We start from the raw sequence: 20,021 nt of genomic DNA on the forward strand, positions 1-20,021 counted from the left end.
GGAGCAAAACATGTCAGATGGACTCATGCATCTCCTTGACCCCGAAGCGATTGTGCTCGGATCCGATGCATCCACCAATGAAGAGATCATCCGCATCCTGGCCGGCAGGCTGGAGATGCTGGGCTACGTCAAGAGCTCCTACGCCGACGCGGTGGTTCGCCGCGAGATGACGATCCCGACCGGCCTGCCGCTCGAACGTCCCGACAATGTCGCGGTGCCGCACACCGATCCGGAACATGTCTTGAAGCCAGGCATCGCCATGGGCACATTGAAGACACCCGTCACCTTCGCCAACATGGAAGACCCCGACGAGACGCTGCCGGTGGGCTTCGTCTTCCTCCTTGCCATCAACGACAAGGACAAGCAGATTGAAGCACTGCAGACCGTCATGGCCACGATCCAGAACCCTGCCGCGCTCGATGGCCTGAGGTCGGCCAGGACGCTCGACGACGTGCGTGCCGTACTCGGCTGAAACAAGGAAAAGCAGATATGTCCAGACAGAAAACGATTCTCTTTGCCTGCGGCACGGGCATCGCCACTTCGACGGCCGTCAACGTCGCCGTCACCGAGGAAATGAAGAAGCGCGGGCTAACCTTCAATGCCCAACAGGCAAAGGCCACCGAAGTGCCGGGGCTGGCTGACAATGTCGACTTCATCGTCGCCACCACCCCGATCTCCGCCTCGGTGACGAAGCCGGTGATCAAGGGCCTCGCCTTCCTCACCGGCATCGGCAAGGACAAGGTTCTCGACGAGATCGAGGCGCAACTGCGCAAGTAGCGGTTGGGCGGATGCGGGTCCGACACGGCCCCGCATCCGTGACATCAAACCACCCTGACGTAGCTCGTCATTCCGGATTTCTGATGCTCGATGATGTGGCAGTGCAGCAGCCAGTCGCCGGGATTGTCGGCGACGAAGGCCAGGCTGACCTTTTCATTGGGCTGGACGAGGTAGGTATCGGAAATCAGCGGCTGAACCTGGCGCGTCGAGGACGACAGCACCTTGAAGCTCATGCCGTGCAAGTGGATCGGATGGGACTGCGGTGTCAGGTTCTCCATGTCGATGACATAGCTTTTGCCCAGTTTCAGCTCGGCCAGCGGCGCGGTTGGATCCGGCGTATCGCCTGGCCACGGCACCTTGTTGATTGCCCAGAACGTGTAGCCGAGCGAACCGCAGATGCCATCGCCCGGAATGTTCTCCGCCGTGGCGCTGAGCGTCAGCGAAATGTGCTCGGCGGCCGAGAGATCCGCCTCCGCGATCGGATTGGCCGCCAGCGGAGCAACATCGCGAATGTTGCGCCTGAGAGAGCTGCCCGTCGCGCGCAGCGTTGCCAGGACCTTGGGCTTGGTGCCCCGGACGTCCCGAAGGCTCACGATCGCGCCCTCGTCGTCGGGCATGCGGATGGCGAGTTCCATGCGCTGTCCCGGTCCAAGCAGTAAGGCATCGGGCGCAAAACGCTGGGGCACCGGATTGCCGTCCAGCGCGATGACGACCGCCTCGGCGCCGTCGACGCGAAAGGCGTAGATGCGCGTGACGTCGGTGATGACGACCCGCAACCGCACCAGCCCTCCGGCCGGAGCGTCATATTGCGGCTGACCCAGCCAGTTTGCCGTGCGCACCGTGCCATAGGTGCCGGTTTTCGCGGCATCGCGCGGTCGAAACTGGTCGATGAACTGGGCGTCATCGCCAAGACGCCAGTCGCGCAGATTGAGGACCACCTCGGCGTCGAATTCTGGATCGCCGGGATTCTCCACCACGATCACGCCGGTCAGGCCGTGACCCATCTGGGTCAGCGTGTTGCAATGCGGATGGTACCAGAAGGTGCCGGCGTCGGGCGGCGTGAACGCGTAGTCGAAATGATCGCCGGTGTAGACATAGGGCTGAACCAGGAACGGCACGCCGTCCATCTTGTTGGGAAGCCGGATGCCGTGCCAGTGGATCGTCGTCGGATCGTCGATGGCGTTGACGAGGCGCGCGGCGAAAGGCTCGCCCTTTTTCATCCTCAGCACCGGCGGCATTCCGGCATGTCCATAAGTCAGGACATCCCTGGTCTGGCCACCATCCATCAACGTGGCCGGGATTTTGGCGGTTTGCAGCATGACCGGTTCAGGCCTGGCGGCAGCCCAGCCACCAAACCTGGCCATGGCCGAAAGCCCTGCCCCGCCCAAGCCGGCGATCGCTGCCGTTTTCAAAAGCCTTCGGCGTGTGATCACTGTCATCCAGCTCCGAGGGAAAACCCAACTGAGTCAGGCTCTATCGCAGACTTGGATCGCGAGCGAGTCACCAGACGTGGCGTTTCGCGCCACGATATATTACGCCTTGTCGACGCTTGCCAGGAATCGAGCAAAGATCGGATCGAAGCGGTCGGGAGAGTCCCAGAATGGAGCGTGGCCGGACCTGTCGAGCAGGTGAGTCTTGCCTTCCCAGAGGTTGGAAAAGGCTACACCGGCGACGAAATCCGTATTGACGAAGGGCTCCTCGATACCGTTCAAAACCGCGATCGTCGGCGTCTTGCCGGCGACGATCGCGCGCTGGTTCCGGCCGGTACCGGCAGCGAATTTCTCGAACATCAGGCGGCGTGCACGACCGTCGGTTCGCGCCACGGTGTCGAGGAGAAACGGCTCGAACGGCTCGCCACAAGTGCTGCGCGCATAGGCCTCGACATCGGCGTCGTTGAATATCTCCTGCCCGGCAAGGTGCATATGCGGGCTCGGCTTGAAGCCGTTGCCGACCTCCTCGGGCGCCACGGGCGGGGTGCCGGTGATCATCAGGCCGATCAATCCGGGAAAGCGGTCGATCATCTCAAGCCCGATATGGCCGCCGAGCGACCAGCCGAAGACAATGGCCTTGTCGATGCCGAGCAGGCCGAGCACTTCGGTCATGGCATCGGCATAACCTTCCATGCTGTAGGAGCGCTCAGGATCGAGTGCGTCGCCGGACGCGCCATGACCGGGCAGATCGGGCGCGATCATATGGTAGCGCTCGCCCAGAGGGCTCTCCAGCTGATTACGGAAAACCGCGCTCGAGGATGAATTGCCATGGATCAACATGACGGCGGTTCCGCTTCCGCCGGTCTCGCGAACGGCGATCTTGCCGTGGCTGGTTTCAAGAGTTTTCTGTGAGATCGCCATGTTCCGCTCCGCCTTGAGTTGCCTTGTTTTCAAGCAGTTGCACACCAAACCGTCAATGCGACCTGTCCACCCAAGGAATATCTTCTTGCCCGGCGTGCGTTGAAAAATCCTTTTCAAATAAGAACATTTGTGCGTAGATTGTCAATTATCCAACTCCCGATGAGTGGGAGGAAAAGAGGGAACAAGACGATGAAATCGACAATCGCAGCGACCAGACTTCGCAATATACTGATGAGCACGGCAATGATCGGCGCGTTGGCCACCACCAGCGCCTTCGCCGACGTCGTCAAGATCGGCCTGCTCGCGCCGATCACCGGCCCGGCCGCGGCGGACGGCCAGGAATTCCAGCGCGGCGTACAGATGGCCATCGACGAGGCGAACGCAGCCGGCGGCGTTGCCGGGAACACGTTCGAACTGGTTGTCGGCGACGTCAAGGATCAGTCCGCCGGCAACGTCACCAGCGCGGTCGAGCGCCTGCTTGGCGACCCCGGAGTGCAATTCATGCTGACCGGATACGCCAGCCTGACGAATTTCGAGATCGACAACATGGCTGAGGCTGAGATGCCCTATATGCTCGCGGCCACGTCGCAGCAGACCAAGGACATCATCGCGCCGAGCCCCGACAAATACATGTGCTGCTGGTCGCTGACGCCTTCCTTCGACGCCTACAACACCGACGTGACCCTGTTCGTCGAGAAGCTCGCGGCCGACGGCAAGATCACCTTGCCGACCAAGAAGGTCGCCATCATCTCTTCCGACAATGCCTACTCCAAGACCATCTCGGAAGGCATGAAGAAGACCTTCAAGGAGAAGGGTTGGACCATCACCGTCGACGAGATCGTCCCGTTCGGCGAAGTCACTGACTGGCGCTCGATCCTTGCCAAGGTGCGCGAGAACGTGCCGGATGTGGTCATCAACACCGACTATCTGCCCGGCAATTCCGCATCATTCCTGAACCAGTTCCTGGAGCAGCCGACCAAGAGCCTCGTCTTCCTGCAATATGCGCCGAGCGTCCCGGAATTCGTCGAGCTCACGGGCAAGAAGTCGGACGGCGTCATCTACAATCTGCTGGGCGGCGCGCTGACCACGCCGAAGAACCCACGCGCCGATGAGGTGGCGGCCAAGTTCAAGGCCAAGTATGGCGTCGAGAGCGGCACCTATGGCGTCGGCCTCTACGAAATGACCAATGTCTATTTCGACGCGGTCAAGAAGGCCGGCGGCGCGTCCGACCATGCGGCGATCATGAAGGCGCTTTCGGAAACCGACAAGCAGGTGGCCGAGGGGCGGCTGAAGTTCGATCCCGCCACCCACCTTGCCACGCAGGGCGACGATTACATCCCCATCACTTTCTTCCAGATCTGGGATGGCCAGCGCACCTTGATTTCCCCGGAGAAATACGCAACCGGCGCCTTCAAGCTCCAGCCCTGGATGAAATAACGAATGGCGCTTCTCGAGCTTGACGACGTCTCCAAGAGCTTCGGCTCGCTGAAGGCCGTCGACGACGTGTCGTTCAAGGTCGAGGCCGGCGAGATTTTTGGCATCGCCGGCCCGAACGGCAGTGGCAAGAGCACGCTGTTCAACATCATCACCGGCATTCCGTTCGGCCCGGACCGGGGACAGGTTCGGTTCGACGGAACGGCGATCAACGGCAAGCCAGGACATGCCATCGCCCGTCTTGGCCTTGCCCGCACCTTCCAGCGCGAGACCAGCTTCGACGGACTGACGGTGTTCGAGAACGCACTGATCGGAGCGAGCTACGGCAAGCAGGAAAGATCGGCCGCGGCGGCCCGCGATGCGGCAGCCGAGGCGCTGGAGTTTGTCGGGTTGGGGTCCACGTCGTTCGGACGTCTTGCCGGCGAGCTATCCGTGTTCGAGCGAAAGTGCCTGATGCTGGCGACCGCGATCGCCATGCGGCCGCGCATGCTGTTGCTTGACGAGCCGGCATCGAGCCTGACCAAGCCGGAGATTGAGACATCGATCGGCCTGATCCGCCGCACCGCCGAACGCGGCATCACCATCGTGCTGATCGAGCACGTGCTGACATTCCTGATGAGTCTTTCGCAGCATCTCTTGGTGCTCAACAATGGCCGTGTTCTCGCCGCGGGCGACCCCGCCGGCGTGATCGCCGACCCACGCGTCATCGAGGCCTATCTGGGAACAAGGAGGGCGGCCGCGTGACCCCCGTCCTCACTGTGCAAGGCGTCACCGCCGGCTATGGCCGCGTGACCGTACTGCACGATATTTCGCTGGAAGCCGGCCGCTTCGGCAATGTCGGCCTGTTTGGCCCCAACGGACACGGCAAGACGACGCTCCTGCGGGCGATCTCCGGGTTGCTCCAGCCCAGGAGCGGCCGCATCCTGTTCGACGGACAGGATATTGCCGGCCACAGCGCACGGGCCATCGTCGGCACCGGCCTGATCCATGTGCCACAGGGCAACCGGCTGTTTCCCGACCTGTCCATCGCCGACTGCATGGCGCTCGGCGCCTATTCGGCGCGAGCCCGTCCGCATGAGGCGGAGAACAGGGAAAAGGTGATCAAGCTGTTTCCCAAGCTGGCGCAGCGCTGGCGCCAGCGCGTGCGCACGCTGTCGGGCGGCGAGCGCCAGATGGTATCGATCGGCACGGCGCTGATGAGCCATCCGCGGCTGCTGATCCTCGACGAGCCGACGCTTGGGCTGGCGCCCAAGATAAAGGACGAACTGTGTGCGTCCGTTCTGGACATTTCGCGCGGCGGCGTGCCGCTCATCGTCGTCGAGCAGGACATCGAGTTCCTGCTGGAACTGACGCAACAACTTTACCTCGTCAATCATGGCGCGGTGGCGACCGAGATCAAGCCCGGCGAAAGCCTCGACCACGGCGAGATCATGTCGATGTATTTTGGCCATTAGAGCGGGACGCATCTGAATGAACCTGGCATTCCGTTCTGTCTGTTTTAGCCGCGTTGCCGCGATGCAAGGCGATTTCGTCCGGTCGCGAAATGCTCAAGGAATCCTGGGATGAGCGCATTGGCGGAAATCCTGTTCGGCGGCCTGTTCCAGGGCTCGCTCTATGCCATGATGGCGGTCGGGCTCGCTTTGGTCTGGACAACGATCGGCGTGTTCAACTTCAGCCACGGCGTGTTCATGATGCTGGGCGCCTATATCGCCTGGCAACTGGTCGAGTTCGGGCTCCCGGCAGCGGTCGCCTTCCCGATCGCCGTCGTCGTCATGGCCGGCGTCGGATGGATATTGCAGGCAAGCGTCGTGCGCCCGCTGATCGGCCGACCCAACATCGTGCTGGTCGTCGTCATCACAACGCTGGCGGCCGGCTCCTTGATCGAGAACGGCGCCCTGACGATCTGGGGCCCACGCTCGAAGCAGATCCCGGCGCTGATCGACGGCAACACCACGATCGGCGGCGTCGGCGTCTCCCTGCATCAGATCGCCATCATCGTCGTCACGCCGCTGATCCTTGCCGCGCTGTGGATGTTCCTCAACCGCACGCGGCTGGGGCTGGCGCTGCGCGCCGTGGCGCAGAACGAGGATGCGAGCCACCTTGTCGGCCTGAACGTCACCGCGCTCTACGGGCTCGCCTTCGCCATCGCGGCTTCGCTCGCCGGCCTCGCCGGCATCTTCATGGGCGGCTATCGCTTCATGTCGCCGGTGATGGGCGCGGATCCATTGCTCAAGGCGCTGATCGTCGTCGTCTTCGGCGGCATATCGAGCATATCCGGGCCAATCTTCGCTGCCTATCTCATCGGCTTCTTCGAAGCCGCCTGCAGCTATTATTTCGGCCTGTACTGGACGCCGGCACTGCTGTTCGGCGTGTTGATCCTGACGTTGATGGTGCGCCCCGAAGGCATCTTCGCCAGCCGTTCCCGAGGCCTCGCATGACCGACACGACCTCGCCGATCGCCCCCATCCGCACGACGACGGCAACCCCGGTCGCGCCTGGCCGCACGCCGTGGAAGCACGAGGCCGTCGGCTTCGTCCTCGGCTTCGCGTTGCTGGCGCTGCTGCCGCTGATCTTCGGTGATACCTATGCCCGCCACATCCTGATCACGGCCTTCATCTATGCCATCGTCGCCTCGAACTGGGACCTCAGCCTCGGCTATGGCGGTGTCTTCAATTTCGGCCACCTCGCGCTGTTCGGCATCGGCGTCTACGCCTACAGCCTGTTGACAAAGCTGGCCGGGCTCGACCCTTGGATCGCTCTGCTGGCCAGCGGTGTGATCGCCACGATGGCGGCGATCCTGGTGACCGTGCCGATCCTGCGGCTGAAGGGCATCTACATCATCCTGGTCACCTTCGGCTTCGCGCAGCTGGTGATGCAGGTGATCCTAAGCCAGTCCGACATCACAGGCGGCACGCAAGGACTGGTGCGAATTCCTGGGCTCTACTGGTTCGACCACAACATGGTCCGTGACGGCAAATTCGCCTATTTCTACATTGCCCTGGCCATGCTGGTGGCCAGCACGCTCTTCCTGCGCGTCTTCGTACGCTCACGTACAGGGGCCAGCGTCGTTGCCTTGCGCGACAATGAAGAATACGCCATCAGCCGCGGCGTTTCGATCGTGCGCCAACGCATGCTCACGCTTGCCGCGAGCGCCTTCTTCACCGGCATGGCCGGCGCCTTCTATGCCGCCTACCAGCGCAATGCCTCTATCGATGTCTTCGGCATGAGCCTGGCGACGATCATCCTGTCGATGGTGCTGCTGGGCGGCACAAGCACCATCTATGGCGCCATCATCGCATCCTTCGTGCTGACGATCTTCGCCGAATGGATGGCCGACTTCGGGGCATGGCGCCCGATGATCACGGCGGTGCTTATCATCGGCGTCATGCTGGCCTATCCGAGCGGACTTGCCGGCATGATCAAGGCTGCTTGGAATGGTGCCGCCGGGCGCCTCAAGCGCCCGGCCTGAGCGGTTCGAAATGCGGCTGCGCCTCAGCGGATGCCGCACCAGTCGATGACCGAAGCCGCGATCACCTTGGCGGTCTCGACCACCGACTCGACTTCGACATATTCGTTGGCGCCATGGAACCCGTCGCCCGACGGGCCGAAGATGACGCCGTCGACACCGGCGCCGGCATAATGCGCCGCGTCGCATACGGCGACGAAACCCCGCGCCTCCGGCGCCTTGCCGATCATCGCCTTGCGCTTCATCAGAGATGTCACCAGCGGATGATCCACTGGTGTGTTCATTGGCGGGAAATGCAGTCCGCCAAGCTCCCACTGGATGGTGGGCGGATTGTCGCGCAGCCAGGCGTCGGTCTGCGCGAAATGATGGACGAACGCTTCAAAATCGCGGCGGTAGTCGGCGGATGTCTCATCCGGCAGGAATTTCATGTCGAGATCGAGGACGGCGACATCGGGGATGATTGCCGGATTGGTCATCACGGTTGGCAGACCCTGTTCGCCAAGCCCGGTGCCGCCATGCATGACGCCGATGTTGATCGTGTTCATGCCGAGCGGCAGCAGCGGGTGGGATTTCGCCCGCGTCCGGTCCAGTTCGTACTGACGGACGGCGGCGATGAAGCGGGCGGCGATCTCGATTGCGTTGACACCAGGCTTCAGCCGGTCCTTGTCGTGGCGCTGTGGGTAGATTTCGTTGTAGCGCAGCGCCGAATGCGCGTTACGGCCACGGATCGTCACCCGCGCCCATTCGAGACCGCCTTCCACCGGCAGGACATCGCCCCAGGTCGGCTCGGCGACAAGCACCGCCTTGGCGAGCTTGCCTTTCTTCACGGCGTCCATCGCGCCGAAACCTCCGGCCTCCTCGTCGACGACGGAATGAATGGCCAGACGGCCTTGCAGGTCGATGCCAGCCTTTTTGATCGCATGCGCGGCCGCGATGCAGGCGGCGACGCCGCCCTTCATGTCGACGGCGCCCCGGCCATAGAGACGGCCATCCCTGATCTCGCCGCCGAACGGATCGACCGACCAGTCCTTCATCTCGCCGACGGGCACGACATCGATATGGCCACACAGGATCAGGCTGCGATCCTCGTCGCCCGCCCACTCGCCGACCAGGTTGGGTCGACCGGGCAAGGCATCCCACTGTTCGGTGCGAAAACCATCCTGCTTGAGGATAGGCTCAAGCAGCGCCTGGACATCCGCTTCGCGGTTGATGGCCGGGTTGGACTCGAACTTGGGATTGACTGAAGGGATGCGGACCATGTCGCGGGCCAGGCCGATCAACCAGTCGCGATCAACATCGATTTGTGCCTGAACCGCGGCGATAATGGCTTGAGTATCCGACATTCTCTTTCCCCTGCTATGCGATGACCGCGACGAATTGGAAGCTCACGGGCGTCATTTCTTTCCCGCCCTCGATTTGCGTGCCGGCTTGGGCGGCCGGCCGTCATCGGCTGGCGACGATTCGGCGGCATCGAGCGTGACCGCGTTGGCCCTGCGGATCTTCTCGATGTCCTCGATCCGCCTTCGCACCCCGGCGCCATGATCTTCCAGCGCATGGGCGAACACCGTTTCCATCTGGGCGACGGCGGTTGCCAGCGTGTCGAACGGCGAATTGGCGTCGATCGCCGCGACCAGGGTCAGGTCGGCGAACTCGGCGATCGGCGACAGCCACATATCGGTGAACAGCAATATGGAGACGCCACGTTCGTGCGCCTGTTGCGCGAAGCGCACCACATCGGCCTGGTAGCGCCGATAGTCGAAGACGACGAGAAGGTCGCGTTTGCCAAGGTCGATCAAGAGGTCGAAATCAGCGGGGCTCAGCGAGCCGATGTCGCGCACGCCGGAGCGGAACTGCAACAGGTAGCCCGCAAGCATGGATGCGATATGCCGGCTGAAGCGACCGCCCAGAAGCACGACCTGGCCCTTGGCCCCGAGCAGCATGTTGACCGCGCGCGTGTAGGCCTGCAGGGGCACGGCCGTGCGGGTACGCTCCAGGCTGTCGGAAACCGAGTGAAAATAAGCGAGCGCCGTGCCCTCGCTGGAGCCGCCCGGACGCTTGGCCTCCATCATCAGGAGAGGCGAATGCAGTCTGGATTCGACTTCCGTGAGCAGCTTTGTCTGGAAATCGGCAAAGCCGGCATAGCCAAGCTTGATCATGAGGCGCATGACTGTCGGGTCGCTGACGCCGGCGCGCCGCGCGAGGCGGGTCGCCGTTCCCAGCCCAGACATGGGATAGTCGGCAAGCAGGGCCTGAACGATCTTGGCTTCCGCCGAAGTGAACGCCAAGGTCGTATTGGCCAGTTCTTCGCGGATCGACATGGTCATCGCCTATCGCTGACGGAAAGAAGATTACCTTACAATTTTGCCTAGGATTGTCAAATTTGGCAATTATCTTACAAAACCGTCCGCAGGAATGGTTGCGTGGCCTCGGATCAGCTATTTGAAGCTCGCAATCGGCAGGAACTTCACCGCGGAGCCCGTAAAGCGGCGATGGTCGGACAGCTCATTTCGCGGCCGAAATCCCTCAAGATAGACCTGCTCCGGCGCGGTCAGGATGAAGTTGGCGGCGATTACCGGCTCTGTCGCAGCCCCGCTTCCCCGGGTGACCACGCGCCCACTCTCGGGTTGCTGGGTGGCGACGGCCAGGCGCGCGGGCACCACGACCGCCGGCATTTCGGGTCGATCAGCGCGCGGCTGCACACGGCCGGCCTTCGGGCTGGTCCTGACGCGAGCTTCCAGCTCCCTTGTGGGGGCTGGCGCGACCGGTTGGCCGGCCAGCGGGTTCAAGCCATCATCGGCGTGGTGCATGGCCAGGAGGGCACCCACGGCGTCACCAGGCTTGGCCACCTCGGACTGACGCGCCGGGCCTGGCTGACTTGCCGGCCGCCATGCCGGAACAGGGATATTCAGCGCCACGATGTCAGGAGAAACATTCGCAAGGGTCGTATCCGCCTTGGCCGGGAGAGAGTTGGTATCGGTTGCCGTTGGCCGCGCAGTTGCCAATTCGCTTCGCGGGGCGCTGGCTATCGCGAACGGCACGGTTGAAGGCGTCCGGATACTCGCCGTGACGTCCGCGCGCGGTGCGAAGGCCGGCAGCGGCACGGATTGCGGCGCCATCGCCGTGACGATCGCCGCGGGCGCCTCCTTCTCCTGGGCGGCCAGCGTCTCCCTGACCGGATTGCTGGCGGCGACCTGGACATCCGCCCGCCGGGCATCTTGCGGCGCCACGACGGCAATGGCTTGTCCCGCCTGCTTGGGCTCAACGGACTTGGCTGGTTTGCGCGGCGCCGGCACAGCTTCCGCGGCTTCCGCGTTATTGTCCGACTCGCTTCCGCCGCGCCCGCCCAGCAGCGTCGCCAGCAGGCCACGCGGTCTGCGCTGGCCGTCATCGGCGCTTGCCAGTTCGATATTGGGCGTACCGGCATCCTTGCGGGATTTATAGGCGGCCAGCGCCTGATCGTAGCCCGGCAACGGCCGGCCGTCGCTTGGCACATGCAGCGTCTTGCCGTCGGGGAAGACCCTGGCGAGTTCCTGGCGGCTGATGCCTGGCCAGTGCCGCACATTGCCGACGTCCATGTGGATGAAGGGCGAGCCGGAGGTGGGGTAGTAGCCGACACCGCCGCCCTGCATCTTCAGGCCGATGTCGCGCAGCTTCTTGAGCGGCACATCCGGCAGGAAGAAATCCATCGCACGGCCAACCATGTGCTGGCTTTCGCGGGCCACGCCCTTGGAGCGGCTGCGCAGCATGGCATTCGTCGCCGGGGAACGGTAGCCGCTGACCACGTGAATATAGCCCGTCGAGCCGCTGGCGCGATAGGCCTGCCAGACAAGATCGAGCAGGCGCGGGTCCATCCTGGTGGGCTCGTTGCGGCGCCAGTCGCGCAGCATGAAACTGATCTTCTTCAGTCCAGCCTGATCGTAACGGCCATTACGCTTGAAGACGATCTCGGCCTTTTCGCCGGTATGGAGGTGCTGAATCTTCAGACTGCGCGTCTCCGCGAACGCACTTGTGACGCACATGCAAAGGAACGCGGCCATGACGGCCGGCAACAAGGCCCAACGATGGGAAGCGCCCGGGGCGTTTTGTTCGCTTTCAATCACCTTCATGCCTCGCACATCGTTTTTGTTCGGGGCGATTTGACGTCTCCGCCGTGCCGGGAGTCTCTTTTCTCGCCGCCCTTGCCTCGACCAGGCATGGACCTGCCCCGGAGCCAGACGGGCATCCATCCCATAATTATGTCATGTCGATGAACATCATCTTGGTTAACGAATCGTGTCGATACGCGGCATGCGTTCGATTGAAGGCCCCCGGCAGCTTGCTTTCAGCGCGATGCGAGGCCGGACCAGCTGTCGCACTGTGGTTATCGGAGCGCTGGCTGGGATGCCCATTCGTCGGCGAAAGTCGGCGTGGAATGCCCGATCGGTTTCTGTTACCGTTAACATCAAACGAGATCGAGGGACGCTGGACGATGAGGCCCGACAAGTCAGACGACGATGGAACGCAACTCTTTGGCAGCGGCTACGTGGTCTTCCTGCTGGTGATGGGCACGCTGCTGGCAAGCACCATTTATTTTGAGCTCTGGGTCTAGAGCGCCGGTGATCGGCATTCGAGGACGCGGTTCCTCAGCCCATGCGATGTTTCCGACACTGCTCTCGCATGAAGGGAGCAAGGTCTGCCCAGATAATACCCATGTTTGAAAAATGGTGCTGCGAGAGAGGATTGAACTCTCGACCTCTCCCTTACCAAGGGAGTGCTCTACCACTGAGCTACCGCAGCCGATGGCGGGGCTTCTGCCATATCGAACCGCCAAGCGCAAGCCAGGAACACAGCCTAAATCAGCGCCTGTGGGAAAGCACGGGCCAACTGGTTTTGCCGACATGGCCGCGCCACAATGTTGACTATGCCTGAATAGTGCGCCGGCTGATCGTCGGCCGGGACGGAATGATGAACGACAAGACAAATCCAGCAAAAAAGGGCGGCACCGACCGCAAGGGCCGCCTGGCGGAGCAATTGCGCGCCAACCTGCAGAAACGCAAGGCGCAGTTGCGCTCGCGCCGGACCGGCGAGGCCGACCAGCGGCCGGACGGGCTCAACGCGTCAAAGGAATTGCAAAAAGATTAACTCAAATCAGCCACTCTTGGTGCGAACGCCAGGAAATCCTATTTCTTGAACCAGACGGTTTCTTGAACCAGACTGGCCAATGGTCTAGACGGGCCGACACTCAAACGACTGAAACCGGCTTTTTGGCCGAGGGGACATTCATCCATGGATCGCATCAGAATTGTCGGCGGCAACGAGCTTGCCGGAAGCATTCCGATCTCCGGCGCCAAGAACGCCGCGCTGCCGTTGATGATCGCCTCGTTGCTGACCGACGACACGCTGACGCTCGAAAACGTGCCGCATCTGGCCGATGTGGAGCAGCTTATCCGCATCCTCGGCAATCATGGCGTCGACTATTCAGTCAACGGCCGCCGCGAAAAGCAGCATGAGGGCTATTCGCGCACCATCAATTTCTCGGCCCGCAACATCGTCGACACCACCGCTCCCTACGAGCTCGTGTCGAAGATGCGCGCGTCGTTCTGGGTGATCGGCCCGCTGCTTGCCCGCATGGGCGAAGCCAAGGTGTCGCTGCCCGGCGGTTGCGCCATCGGCACGCGACCGGTCGACCTGTTCCTCGAAGGCTTGCAAGCGCTGGGCGCCGATATCGACGTCGACACCGGCTATGTCATCGCCAAGACCAGGAACGGCCGCCTCGTCGGCAATCGCTATGTGTTCCCGAAAGTCTCGGTCGGCGCCACCCATGTGCTGATGATGGCCGCCTCGCTGGCCAAGGGCGAGACGGTGCTTGAAAACGCCGCTTGCGAACCCGAGATCGTCAACCTCGCCGAATGCCTGAACGCCATGGGCGCGAAAATCCATGGCGCCGGCACGCCCACCATCACCATTGATGGCGTCGAATCGCTGTCCGGCGCCCGCGTGCGCGTGATTCCCGACCGCATAGAGACCGGCACTTATGCCATGGCGGTCGCCATGACCGGCGGCGATGTCGTGCTTGAAGGCGCACGGCCGGAACTGCTGCAGACCGCGCTCGACATCATCAGCCAGACCGGCGCCGAGATCACACCGACCAATTCCGGCATCCGCGTCAAGCGCAACGGCGCCGGCATCTCGCCAGTCGACGTGACGACGGCGCCCTTCCCGGCGTTCCCGACCGATCTTCAGGCACAGTTCATGGGCCTGATGACCATGGCCAAGGGCAAGTCACGCATCACCGAGACGATTTTCGAGAACCGCTTCATGCACGTACAGGAACTGGCCCGGCTCGGCGCCCACATCACGCTGTCCGGCCAGACGGCGATCGTCGACGGCGTCTCCAAGCTGAAGGGCGCACCGGTCATGGCGACCGACCTTAGGGCATCGGTCTCGCTGGTCATCGCCGGCCTTGCGGCCGAGGGCGAAACGACGGTCAACCGTGTCTACCATCTCGATCGCGGCTTCGAGCGGCTGGAGGAAAAACTTTCGGGCTGCGGCGCGGTGATCGAGCGGATTTCAGCCTGACAGACGCACGGCGTGGCTTCGGACAAGACGGGCATTCCAGCACCTGCTGAAACGCCCGATCGTCGACGCCGGCACTGTCGCGCACCGGCAGGGCGGCGCCCTCTGGCAGCACGGTGGCGGTGCAAGCCCGGGGCGATTGCCCTGATCCGGATCCCGCTCGCGGTTGCGCGTATTGGAAAGACCGCCTAACAGAAGGCTGAACAGTCAACTTTCAGGTGCGAAATCCGCATGAATGCCCTCAAGCTTGTCGCTCTCGACGATCAGGATCTGAGCATCGTCTCGGCCCATGTCCAGGACGCCGTGATGAAAGTTGGCGACCTCGAATTCCTGCCATCGGCCAAGCGCTTCGTGCTGACCATGAACCGCTTCGTCTGGGAAGCAAATTCCGGCCTGTTTCGCCAGCACAATGAGCGGCGGCAGGCCGTGCTGCATTTCGACCGGGTGCTGGGCGCCAAGACCAACGGCATTGCTCGCGAAAAGTCGGCAGAGGTCCTGTCGCTGCTGGCGATCAGCTTTGTCGAGATCAGCAAGCCAGCCGGCATCGTCGAGCTGATCTTTTCTGGCGGCGGCACCATCATGCTCGATGTCGAGTGCATCGAGGCGCGCCTCACCGATATAGGCGGCGCCTGGGAAGCAACATCGCGCCCCGTTCACAAGGCTTGAGCGATTTCAGATGGCCATAACGCTTCGCCAGACCGACGCCGATTTCGAGCAGCAATTCTCCGCCTTCCTGCTGACCAAGCGGGAGGTGTCCGAGGATGTCGACATTGCGGTGCGCGACATCATCGCGCGGGTGCGCGCCGAAGGCGACGCCGCCCTGATCGACTTGACCAGACGATTCGACCAGGCCGACCTGGAAAGCGTCGGCATCGCGGTCTCGAAGGATGAAATCGCCAAGGCGCATGATAGCGTCGATGCGCAGACGACCAAGGCGCTTACATTCGCGCGCGACCGCATCCGCGCCTATCATGAGCGGCAACTGCCCAAGGATGATCGCTACACCGATGCCGCGGGCGTCGAACTCGGCTGGCGATGGACGGCGATCGAGGCGGTCGGCCTCTATGTGCCCGGCGGCACCGCGAGCTACCCAAGTTCGGTGCTGATGAACGCCATCCCCGCCAAGGTCGCCGGCGTCGAACGCATTGCAATATGCGTGCCTGCCTCGGGCGGCGCCATACCGCCGCTGGTGCTGGTGGCCGCCGACATAGCCGGCGTGTCCGAAATCTACCGCGTCGGCGGCGCCCAGGCGATCGCTGCCCTTGCCTATGGAACCGAGACGATCAGGCCCGTCGCCAAGATCGTCGGCCCCGGCAACGCCTATGTCGCGGCCGCAAAGCGCAGGGTGTTCGGCACGGTCGGCATCGACATGATCGCCGGACCGTCCGAAGTCCTGGTCGTGGCCGATGGCAGCAACAATCCGGACTGGATCGCCGCCGACCTGCTCGCCCAGGCCGAGCATGACGTATCGGCGCAGTCGATCCTGATCACCGACGATCCCGCTTTCGGCAAGGCGGTCGAGCATGCGGTCGAGCGTCAGTTGCAGAGCCTGCCGCGTGCGGAAACCGCGGCGGCCAGCTGGCGCGACTTCGGCGCGGTGATCCTGGTGCCGGCCATCGAGGCCTCCCTGCCCCTGGTCGACCGCATCGCCGCCGAGCATGTGGAGCTTGCCATCGATGACGCCGAGGGCTTCCTGTCGCGGATGCGCAACGCGGGCGCGGTCTTTCTCGGCCGCCATACGCCCGAAGCCATCGGCGACTATGTCGGCGGCTCGAACCATGTGCTGCCGACCGCACGTTCGGCGCGCTTTTCGTCGGGGCTTTCCGTGCTCGATTTCGTCAAGCGCACCTCGGTGCTCAAGCTCGGGCCGGAGCAGTTGCGGGTGCTGGCGCCGGCGGCGATCGCGCTTGCCGCAGCCGAGGGGCTCGACGCGCACGGCCGCTCCGTCTCCATACGGCTGAACATGTAGACCGCCATGACGGGCTCCGATCAAACCCGCGCAAAACTGATCGATGTCGAACTCGACGAATCGATCGGCCGTTCGACACCCGATGTCGAGCATGAGCGCGCGGTGGCGATTTTCGACCTGATCGAGGAAAACCGCTTCCAGCCGATCAATGACAGCGGCACGGGACCTTACCGGCTGAAACTGTCGCTGGCCGAATCCCGCCTGGTCTTTGCCGTGACGCGCGAAGACGGCGGCGCCGTCGTCACCCACATACTGTCGCTGACGCCTCTGCGGCGCATCGTCAAGGACTACTACATGATCTGCGAGAGCTATTACGACGCCATCCGCTCCTCGACGCCCAGTCACATCGAGGCGATCGACATGGGCCGGCGCGGCTTGCACAATGAGGGCTCCCAGACATTGATGGACCGGCTGGCCGGCAAGATCGACATCGACTTCGATACGGCGCGGCGGCTTTTCACGCTGGTCTGCGTGCTGCACTGGCGAGGCTGAACTGCCAGCCGCTCTGCCCCGCTCGATCCTGTTCCTGTGCGGCATGAATGCCGTGCGCTCGCCCATGGCGGAACAGTTGGCGCGCAAGATGCTGCCCGCCGCCACCTTCGTGGCCTCGGCAGGCGTGCGCGGCGGCGAGCGCGATCCGTTCGTGGATGCCGTGCTTGCCGAGGAAGGCCTGTCGCTGGGCGAGCGCCACCCGCGGACGCTGGACGATCTCGATGACGATTATTTCGACCTGATCGTCACCCTGGCGCCGGAAGCGCATCACACCGCGCTGGAACTGACCCGTTCGCTCGCCGTCGAGGTGGAATACTGGCCAACGCCGGACCCGACGGACGTGGGCGGCACGCGCGAGCAGATCATGGCTGCATATCGCGATGTGCGCGAGCGGCTGAGGGCGCGGATAAGTCGACGTTTTTTGCTCGAAGACGCAAAAAACGCGACGGATTAAGCGTGTTCACAAGCGGGCGATTATCATATAGGTTCCGCCGAAATTCCGGCTAGAGTCGGATGATTTCAGGTCCGTTCGACCTGAAATCTGAATCCGGCTCTAAACCAAGAAGTAGAGCATGATGTCGACCGAAAACCGCTTTGCACTTTTCGGCATCATGCTCTAAGCGCTGGAACTGCCATCCAAGCAAAGGTATCGAATGCCGAAGGAAGAAGTCCTCGAGTTTCCGGGTGTCGTCACGGAATTGTTGCCCAACGCGATGTTCAGAGTGAAGCTCGAAAACGAACACGAAATCATCGCCCATACGGCTGGCCGCATGCGCAAGAACCGCATCCGCGTGCTGACCGGCGACAAGGTACTGGTCGAAATGACGCCCTACGACCTGACCAAGGGCCGCATCACCTATCGTTTCAAGTAAGCACACGTTAAGAGCCCGGCTGGAATCGCGATGAGCATTTTGCAGAAGCTCGTGCTTGCCTCGGGTTCGCCACGCCGGATCGAACTGCTGCAGCAGGCGGGTCTCGAGCCGGACCGCGTGTTGCCAGCCGATGTCGACGAGACGCCGCTGCGTGCAGAGCATCCGCGCTCGCTGGCCAAGCGCCTGTCGCAGGAAAAGGCCGAGAAGGCGCTGGCCTCGCTCAACACGGAAACCGATTACGCGCCGGGTTTCGTGCTGGCCGCCGACACTGTGGTTGCCGTCGGGCGGCGCATCCTGCCCAAGGCCGAAACGATCGACGACGCCGCCAATTGCCTCGGACTGCTTTCGGGCCGTTCGCACCGGGTCTATTCAGGTGTCTGCCTGATCACGCCGGGTGGCAAGGTCCGCCAGCGGCTGGTCGAGACGCGGGTGCGGTTCAAGCGGCTGCCGCGCGAGGAGCTGGAAGCCTATGTCGCCTCGGGCGAATGGCGCGGCAAGGCCGGCGGCTACGCCATCCAGGGCCTCGCGGGCTCGTTCGTCGTCAAGCTCGTCGGCTCCTATACCAACGTCGTCGGGCTGCCGCTCTACGAGACCGTGGCGTTGCTGGCCGGCGAAGGCTTCAAAGTCCACACCAGCTGGACTTCAGCACGGTCATGAGCCTAGACGACAACGTCACGCCGCTCCGTCCCCGGCGCCCCTGCCCCGAATGCGGCAAGCCTTCGGCGCGCGAGACATACCCGTTCTGCTCGAAGCGCTGCAAGGACGTCGATCTCAACCGCTGGCTGAAGGGCGCGTATGTCATAAAGGCGCGCGACGACGAGGAAGAAACGGATCCCGACGAGCCCAAATAAGGCCAATCGGGGCCGTGTCGCGCCCGTGATCGCGGCCGGTTCGCCGCATGCGAGGGCCGGTTTTCTTTTCCTTCGGAAATCAACGCTTAGGCGCTGGACAGGCCGGATTCCCATGCTATAACCCACCCGCTTTCAAGGGGACGCCCACGGCGCTTCCATGAATTCCGGTGAATGAGAGTTCTTTAGCCGGAACAGGCCCAGATAGCTCAGTTGGTAGAGCAGCGGATTGAAAATCCGCGTGTCGGTGGTTCGAATCCGCCTCTGGGCACCATCACCTTCCTAAGGTGTTGATGCAGCTCAAAAACCAGCAAAATTATATGCTTAGGCTAAGCGTGCCCCGCACGCAGGTGTTACACATGGTCATAGCTATGAAATGACACTGCCAAAAGACGAGAATGGCCGCAGTTGGCGCCTAACAGGCTCGTGAAGGCTCTCCGTTAGACATTTCTGAGGGCCACAATGTCACCTGCGCACAGGGCTGCTAGATTGGCTTCGATCTTGTCGATCGGCCAATCCCACCATGCGATTTCAAGAAGTTCACCAATGACCTCGCTGGGATAACGCATCCGGATAACAGATGCCGGATTTCCTCCGACCACTGCATAGGGTGGAACGTCGCGAGCGACTACGGAAGCCGCGGCGACAATTGCACCAGAGCCAATATGGACACCTGGCATGATCGCGGCATTGTGGCCAATCCACACGTCATGGTCCACAACAGTGTCTTTGACCGGTAAGTCCTTGTAGCCAAAGGTTTCCGGCTTGAAGATGCGGAAAGGGTAGGTCGTGAAGCCGGTCATGGGATGGTTGGCGGAACTTGTGATGAAGTAGCTGCCGCGCGCAATCTGCACGAATTTGCCGATCACCAACCGTTCTCGAACCGCGTGTCCAAGATATGGGGCCAGTATCCGGGCCGTCTCTTCCGGCCTTTCGGCGTGCGTGAAGTAGCTGAAGTCGCCCACTTCCATGCGTGGATGGTCGATAACGTTCTTCAGGTACACCGTATCGCGATAAACCATGCCATCCGGCAGGGTAATCGGGTGAATTGCATCCGGGTCAAGAAGCGCCATGGGGAGCCTTTTCAGCAAACAGGCGGGGCATGGGAGCATGTTTCCCGTTTAGCCACCTCATTTAACACAGGCCACGCTACTGATTCAGCATCCCATAATCGATCGCGTCGACCTGATCGAAATCATGAATAATCTTCATGACGAGAGTCTCGACGAAGGCACAGGGCGTTAAGCCAATGCCGAT

General features: G+C 62.5%; 22 protein-coding genes and 2 tRNA genes. 17 read left to right on the plus strand and 7 right to left on the minus strand.

What is annotated here, in order from left to right; translation table 11 throughout:
* The first annotated feature begins 10 nt into the window (after positions 1-10).
* Positions 11-472, plus strand: a complete 462-nt coding sequence (locus tag ACO07C_RS12380) for a PTS sugar transporter subunit IIA (protein WP_421914448.1) — start codon at positions 11-13, stop codon at positions 470-472.
* A gap of 17 nt (positions 473-489) precedes the next feature.
* Complete coding sequence (locus tag ACO07C_RS12385; protein WP_023809203.1) at positions 490-777, plus strand: PTS sugar transporter subunit IIB; 288 nt, start codon at positions 490-492, stop codon at positions 775-777.
* A gap of 44 nt (positions 778-821) precedes the next feature.
* On the opposite strand, the gene ACO07C_RS12390 is transcribed toward ACO07C_RS12385, so the two are convergent.
* Both ACO07C_RS12390 and ACO07C_RS12395 read right to left on the minus strand, forming a co-directional pair.
* Positions 822-2,216 carry a multicopper oxidase family protein gene (locus ACO07C_RS12390; protein WP_421914449.1) on the minus strand — a complete coding sequence of 465 codons (1,395 nt, stop codon included), beginning with the start codon at positions 2,214-2,216 and terminating at the stop codon, positions 822-824.
* 93 nt (positions 2,217-2,309) lie between these two features.
* Entirely contained in the window at positions 2,310-3,128 is an 819-nt protein-coding gene (locus tag ACO07C_RS12395; protein WP_421914450.1) for an alpha/beta fold hydrolase, read from the minus strand.
* 189 nt (positions 3,129-3,317) lie between these two features.
* Between ACO07C_RS12395 and ACO07C_RS12400 the strand changes: the two genes are divergently transcribed.
* The 5 genes from ACO07C_RS12400 (at position 3,318) to ACO07C_RS12420 (ending at position 8,031) form a co-directional block, all read left to right on the plus strand.
* The gene (locus ACO07C_RS12400) at positions 3,318-4,565 is read left to right on the plus strand and encodes an ABC transporter substrate-binding protein (RefSeq protein ID WP_421914451.1); all 1,248 of its coding nucleotides are present in this window, start codon (positions 3,318-3,320) and stop codon (positions 4,563-4,565) included.
* Positions 4,566-4,568: 3 nt separating this feature from the next.
* Positions 4,569-5,306: an ABC transporter ATP-binding protein gene (locus ACO07C_RS12405; RefSeq protein ID WP_421914452.1), complete on the plus strand. Its 738-nt coding sequence runs from the start codon at positions 4,569-4,571 to the stop codon at positions 5,304-5,306.
* Positions 5,303-6,016 (plus strand): ABC transporter ATP-binding protein, encoded by a 714-nt coding sequence (locus ACO07C_RS12410; protein ID WP_421914453.1) that lies wholly within the window; start codon positions 5,303-5,305, stop codon positions 6,014-6,016. The genes ACO07C_RS12405 and ACO07C_RS12410 overlap by 4 nt, the downstream gene beginning before the upstream one ends.
* 108 nt (positions 6,017-6,124) lie before the next feature.
* Positions 6,125-7,000 carry a branched-chain amino acid ABC transporter permease gene (locus tag ACO07C_RS12415; protein WP_421914454.1) on the plus strand — a complete coding sequence of 292 codons (876 nt, stop codon included), beginning with the start codon at positions 6,125-6,127 and terminating at the stop codon, positions 6,998-7,000.
* On the plus strand, positions 6,997-8,031 hold the full coding sequence (locus tag ACO07C_RS12420) for a branched-chain amino acid ABC transporter permease (protein ID WP_421914455.1): 1,035 nt from the start codon (positions 6,997-6,999) through the stop codon (positions 8,029-8,031). Before ACO07C_RS12415 ends, ACO07C_RS12420 begins: the two co-directional genes overlap by 4 nt.
* Positions 8,032-8,054: 23 nt before the next feature.
* Here ACO07C_RS12420 and ACO07C_RS12425 read toward each other — a convergent pair whose 3' ends face one another.
* The 4 genes from ACO07C_RS12425 to ACO07C_RS12440 form a co-directional block, all read right to left on the minus strand.
* Positions 8,055-9,371 carry a M20 family metallopeptidase gene (locus ACO07C_RS12425; protein WP_421914456.1) on the minus strand — a complete coding sequence of 439 codons (1,317 nt, stop codon included), beginning with the start codon at positions 9,369-9,371 and terminating at the stop codon, positions 8,055-8,057.
* 51 nt (positions 9,372-9,422) lie between these two features.
* Positions 9,423-10,346: a MurR/RpiR family transcriptional regulator gene (locus ACO07C_RS12430; protein ID WP_421914457.1), complete on the minus strand. Its 924-nt coding sequence runs from the start codon at positions 10,344-10,346 to the stop codon at positions 9,423-9,425.
* A gap of 117 nt (positions 10,347-10,463) precedes the next feature.
* Positions 10,464-12,065: a DUF882 domain-containing protein gene (locus ACO07C_RS12435; RefSeq protein WP_421914458.1), complete on the minus strand. Its 1,602-nt coding sequence runs from the start codon at positions 12,063-12,065 to the stop codon at positions 10,464-10,466.
* A gap of 664 nt (positions 12,066-12,729) precedes the next feature.
* Positions 12,730-12,804 (minus strand) — tRNA-Thr (locus tag ACO07C_RS12440).
* 168 nt (positions 12,805-12,972) lie between these two features.
* On the opposite strand from ACO07C_RS12440, the gene ACO07C_RS12445 reads away from it, so the two are divergent.
* From ACO07C_RS12445 to ACO07C_RS12490, 10 genes are all read left to right on the plus strand, one after another.
* Complete coding sequence (locus ACO07C_RS12445; protein WP_421914459.1) at positions 12,973-13,149, plus strand: hypothetical protein; 177 nt, start codon at positions 12,973-12,975, stop codon at positions 13,147-13,149.
* 144 nt (positions 13,150-13,293) lie between these two features.
* Positions 13,294-14,586, plus strand: coding sequence for a UDP-N-acetylglucosamine 1-carboxyvinyltransferase (murA, locus tag ACO07C_RS12450; RefSeq protein ID WP_421914460.1), 1,293 nt, complete (start codon positions 13,294-13,296; stop codon positions 14,584-14,586).
* Between the two features lie 228 nt (positions 14,587-14,814).
* On the plus strand, positions 14,815-15,249 hold the full coding sequence (locus tag ACO07C_RS12455) for a DUF2948 family protein (RefSeq protein WP_421914461.1): 435 nt from the start codon (positions 14,815-14,817) through the stop codon (positions 15,247-15,249).
* A gap of 10 nt (positions 15,250-15,259) precedes the next feature.
* A complete protein-coding gene (hisD, locus tag ACO07C_RS12460; RefSeq protein ID WP_421914462.1) occupies positions 15,260-16,552 on the plus strand; it encodes a histidinol dehydrogenase in 1,293 nt (430 codons plus the stop codon).
* A 6-nt stretch (positions 16,553-16,558) separates the two neighbouring features.
* Positions 16,559-17,044 (plus strand): UPF0262 family protein, encoded by a 486-nt coding sequence (locus ACO07C_RS12465; RefSeq protein ID WP_421914463.1) that lies wholly within the window; start codon positions 16,559-16,561, stop codon positions 17,042-17,044.
* Between the two features lies 1 nt (position 17,045).
* Positions 17,046-17,498: a low molecular weight phosphatase family protein gene (locus ACO07C_RS12470; protein ID WP_421917511.1), complete on the plus strand. Its 453-nt coding sequence runs from the start codon at positions 17,046-17,048 to the stop codon at positions 17,496-17,498.
* Between the two features lie 199 nt (positions 17,499-17,697).
* Positions 17,698-17,916 (plus strand): translation initiation factor IF-1, encoded by a 219-nt coding sequence (gene infA / locus ACO07C_RS12475; RefSeq protein WP_006200926.1) that lies wholly within the window; start codon positions 17,698-17,700, stop codon positions 17,914-17,916.
* A 30-nt stretch (positions 17,917-17,946) separates the two neighbouring features.
* Positions 17,947-18,573, plus strand: coding sequence for a Maf-like protein (locus ACO07C_RS12480; RefSeq protein WP_421914464.1), 627 nt, complete (start codon positions 17,947-17,949; stop codon positions 18,571-18,573).
* Positions 18,570-18,767, plus strand: coding sequence for a DNA gyrase inhibitor YacG (gene yacG / locus ACO07C_RS12485; protein ID WP_421914465.1), 198 nt, complete (start codon positions 18,570-18,572; stop codon positions 18,765-18,767). Before ACO07C_RS12480 ends, yacG begins: the two co-directional genes overlap by 4 nt.
* Positions 18,768-18,962: 195 nt before the next feature.
* Positions 18,963-19,038, plus strand: a tRNA-Phe gene (locus tag ACO07C_RS12490).
* Positions 19,039-19,204: 166 nt separating this feature from the next.
* On the opposite strand, the gene ACO07C_RS12495 is transcribed toward ACO07C_RS12490, so the two are convergent.
* Positions 19,205-19,837 (minus strand): CatB-related O-acetyltransferase, encoded by a 633-nt coding sequence (locus tag ACO07C_RS12495; protein ID WP_421914466.1) that lies wholly within the window; start codon positions 19,835-19,837, stop codon positions 19,205-19,207.
* Positions 19,838-20,021 lie beyond the last annotated feature (184 nt).

Source organism: Mesorhizobium sp. (assembly GCF_965229135.1).
Taxonomy (GTDB): domain Bacteria; phylum Pseudomonadota; class Alphaproteobacteria; order Rhizobiales; family Rhizobiaceae; genus Mesorhizobium.

What these genes read in the sequence shown, in the direction of transcription:
- ACO07C_RS12395 (WP_421914450.1), bottom strand. Translation starts at nt 3,128, where the DNA reads ATGGCGATCTCACAGAAAACTCTTGAAACCAGCCACGGCAAGATCGCC.
- ACO07C_RS12495 (WP_421914466.1), bottom strand. Translation starts at nt 19,837, where the DNA reads ATGGCGCTTCTTGACCCGGATGCAATTCACCCGATTACCCTGCCGGAT.
- infA (WP_006200926.1), top strand. Translation starts at nt 17,698, where the DNA reads ATGCCGAAGGAAGAAGTCCTCGAGTTTCCGGGTGTCGTCACGGAATTG.
- yacG (WP_421914465.1), top strand. Translation starts at nt 18,570, where the DNA reads ATGAGCCTAGACGACAACGTCACGCCGCTCCGTCCCCGGCGCCCCTGC.
- ACO07C_RS12435 (WP_421914458.1), bottom strand. Translation starts at nt 12,065, where the DNA reads ATGGCCGCGTTCCTTTGCATGTGCGTCACAAGTGCGTTCGCGGAGACG.
- murA (WP_421914460.1), top strand. Translation starts at nt 13,294, where the DNA reads ATGGATCGCATCAGAATTGTCGGCGGCAACGAGCTTGCCGGAAGCATT.
- ACO07C_RS12480 (WP_421914464.1), top strand. Translation starts at nt 17,947, where the DNA reads ATGAGCATTTTGCAGAAGCTCGTGCTTGCCTCGGGTTCGCCACGCCGG.
- ACO07C_RS12445 (WP_421914459.1), top strand. Translation starts at nt 12,973, where the DNA reads ATGAACGACAAGACAAATCCAGCAAAAAAGGGCGGCACCGACCGCAAG.
- ACO07C_RS12400 (WP_421914451.1), top strand. Translation starts at nt 3,318, where the DNA reads ATGAAATCGACAATCGCAGCGACCAGACTTCGCAATATACTGATGAGC.
- ACO07C_RS12405 (WP_421914452.1), top strand. Translation starts at nt 4,569, where the DNA reads ATGGCGCTTCTCGAGCTTGACGACGTCTCCAAGAGCTTCGGCTCGCTG.
- ACO07C_RS12385 (WP_023809203.1), top strand. Translation starts at nt 490, where the DNA reads ATGTCCAGACAGAAAACGATTCTCTTTGCCTGCGGCACGGGCATCGCC.
- ACO07C_RS12390 (WP_421914449.1), bottom strand. Translation starts at nt 2,216, where the DNA reads ATGACAGTGATCACACGCCGAAGGCTTTTGAAAACGGCAGCGATCGCC.
- ACO07C_RS12425 (WP_421914456.1), bottom strand. Translation starts at nt 9,371, where the DNA reads ATGTCGGATACTCAAGCCATTATCGCCGCGGTTCAGGCACAAATCGAT.
- ACO07C_RS12420 (WP_421914455.1), top strand. Translation starts at nt 6,997, where the DNA reads ATGACCGACACGACCTCGCCGATCGCCCCCATCCGCACGACGACGGCA.
- hisD (WP_421914462.1), top strand. Translation starts at nt 15,260, where the DNA reads ATGGCCATAACGCTTCGCCAGACCGACGCCGATTTCGAGCAGCAATTC.
- ACO07C_RS12455 (WP_421914461.1), top strand. Translation starts at nt 14,815, where the DNA reads ATGAATGCCCTCAAGCTTGTCGCTCTCGACGATCAGGATCTGAGCATC.
- ACO07C_RS12430 (WP_421914457.1), bottom strand. Translation starts at nt 10,346, where the DNA reads ATGTCGATCCGCGAAGAACTGGCCAATACGACCTTGGCGTTCACTTCG.
- ACO07C_RS12415 (WP_421914454.1), top strand. Translation starts at nt 6,125, where the DNA reads ATGAGCGCATTGGCGGAAATCCTGTTCGGCGGCCTGTTCCAGGGCTCG.
- ACO07C_RS12465 (WP_421914463.1), top strand. Translation starts at nt 16,559, where the DNA reads ATGACGGGCTCCGATCAAACCCGCGCAAAACTGATCGATGTCGAACTC.
- ACO07C_RS12380 (WP_421914448.1), top strand. Translation starts at nt 11, where the DNA reads ATGTCAGATGGACTCATGCATCTCCTTGACCCCGAAGCGATTGTGCTC.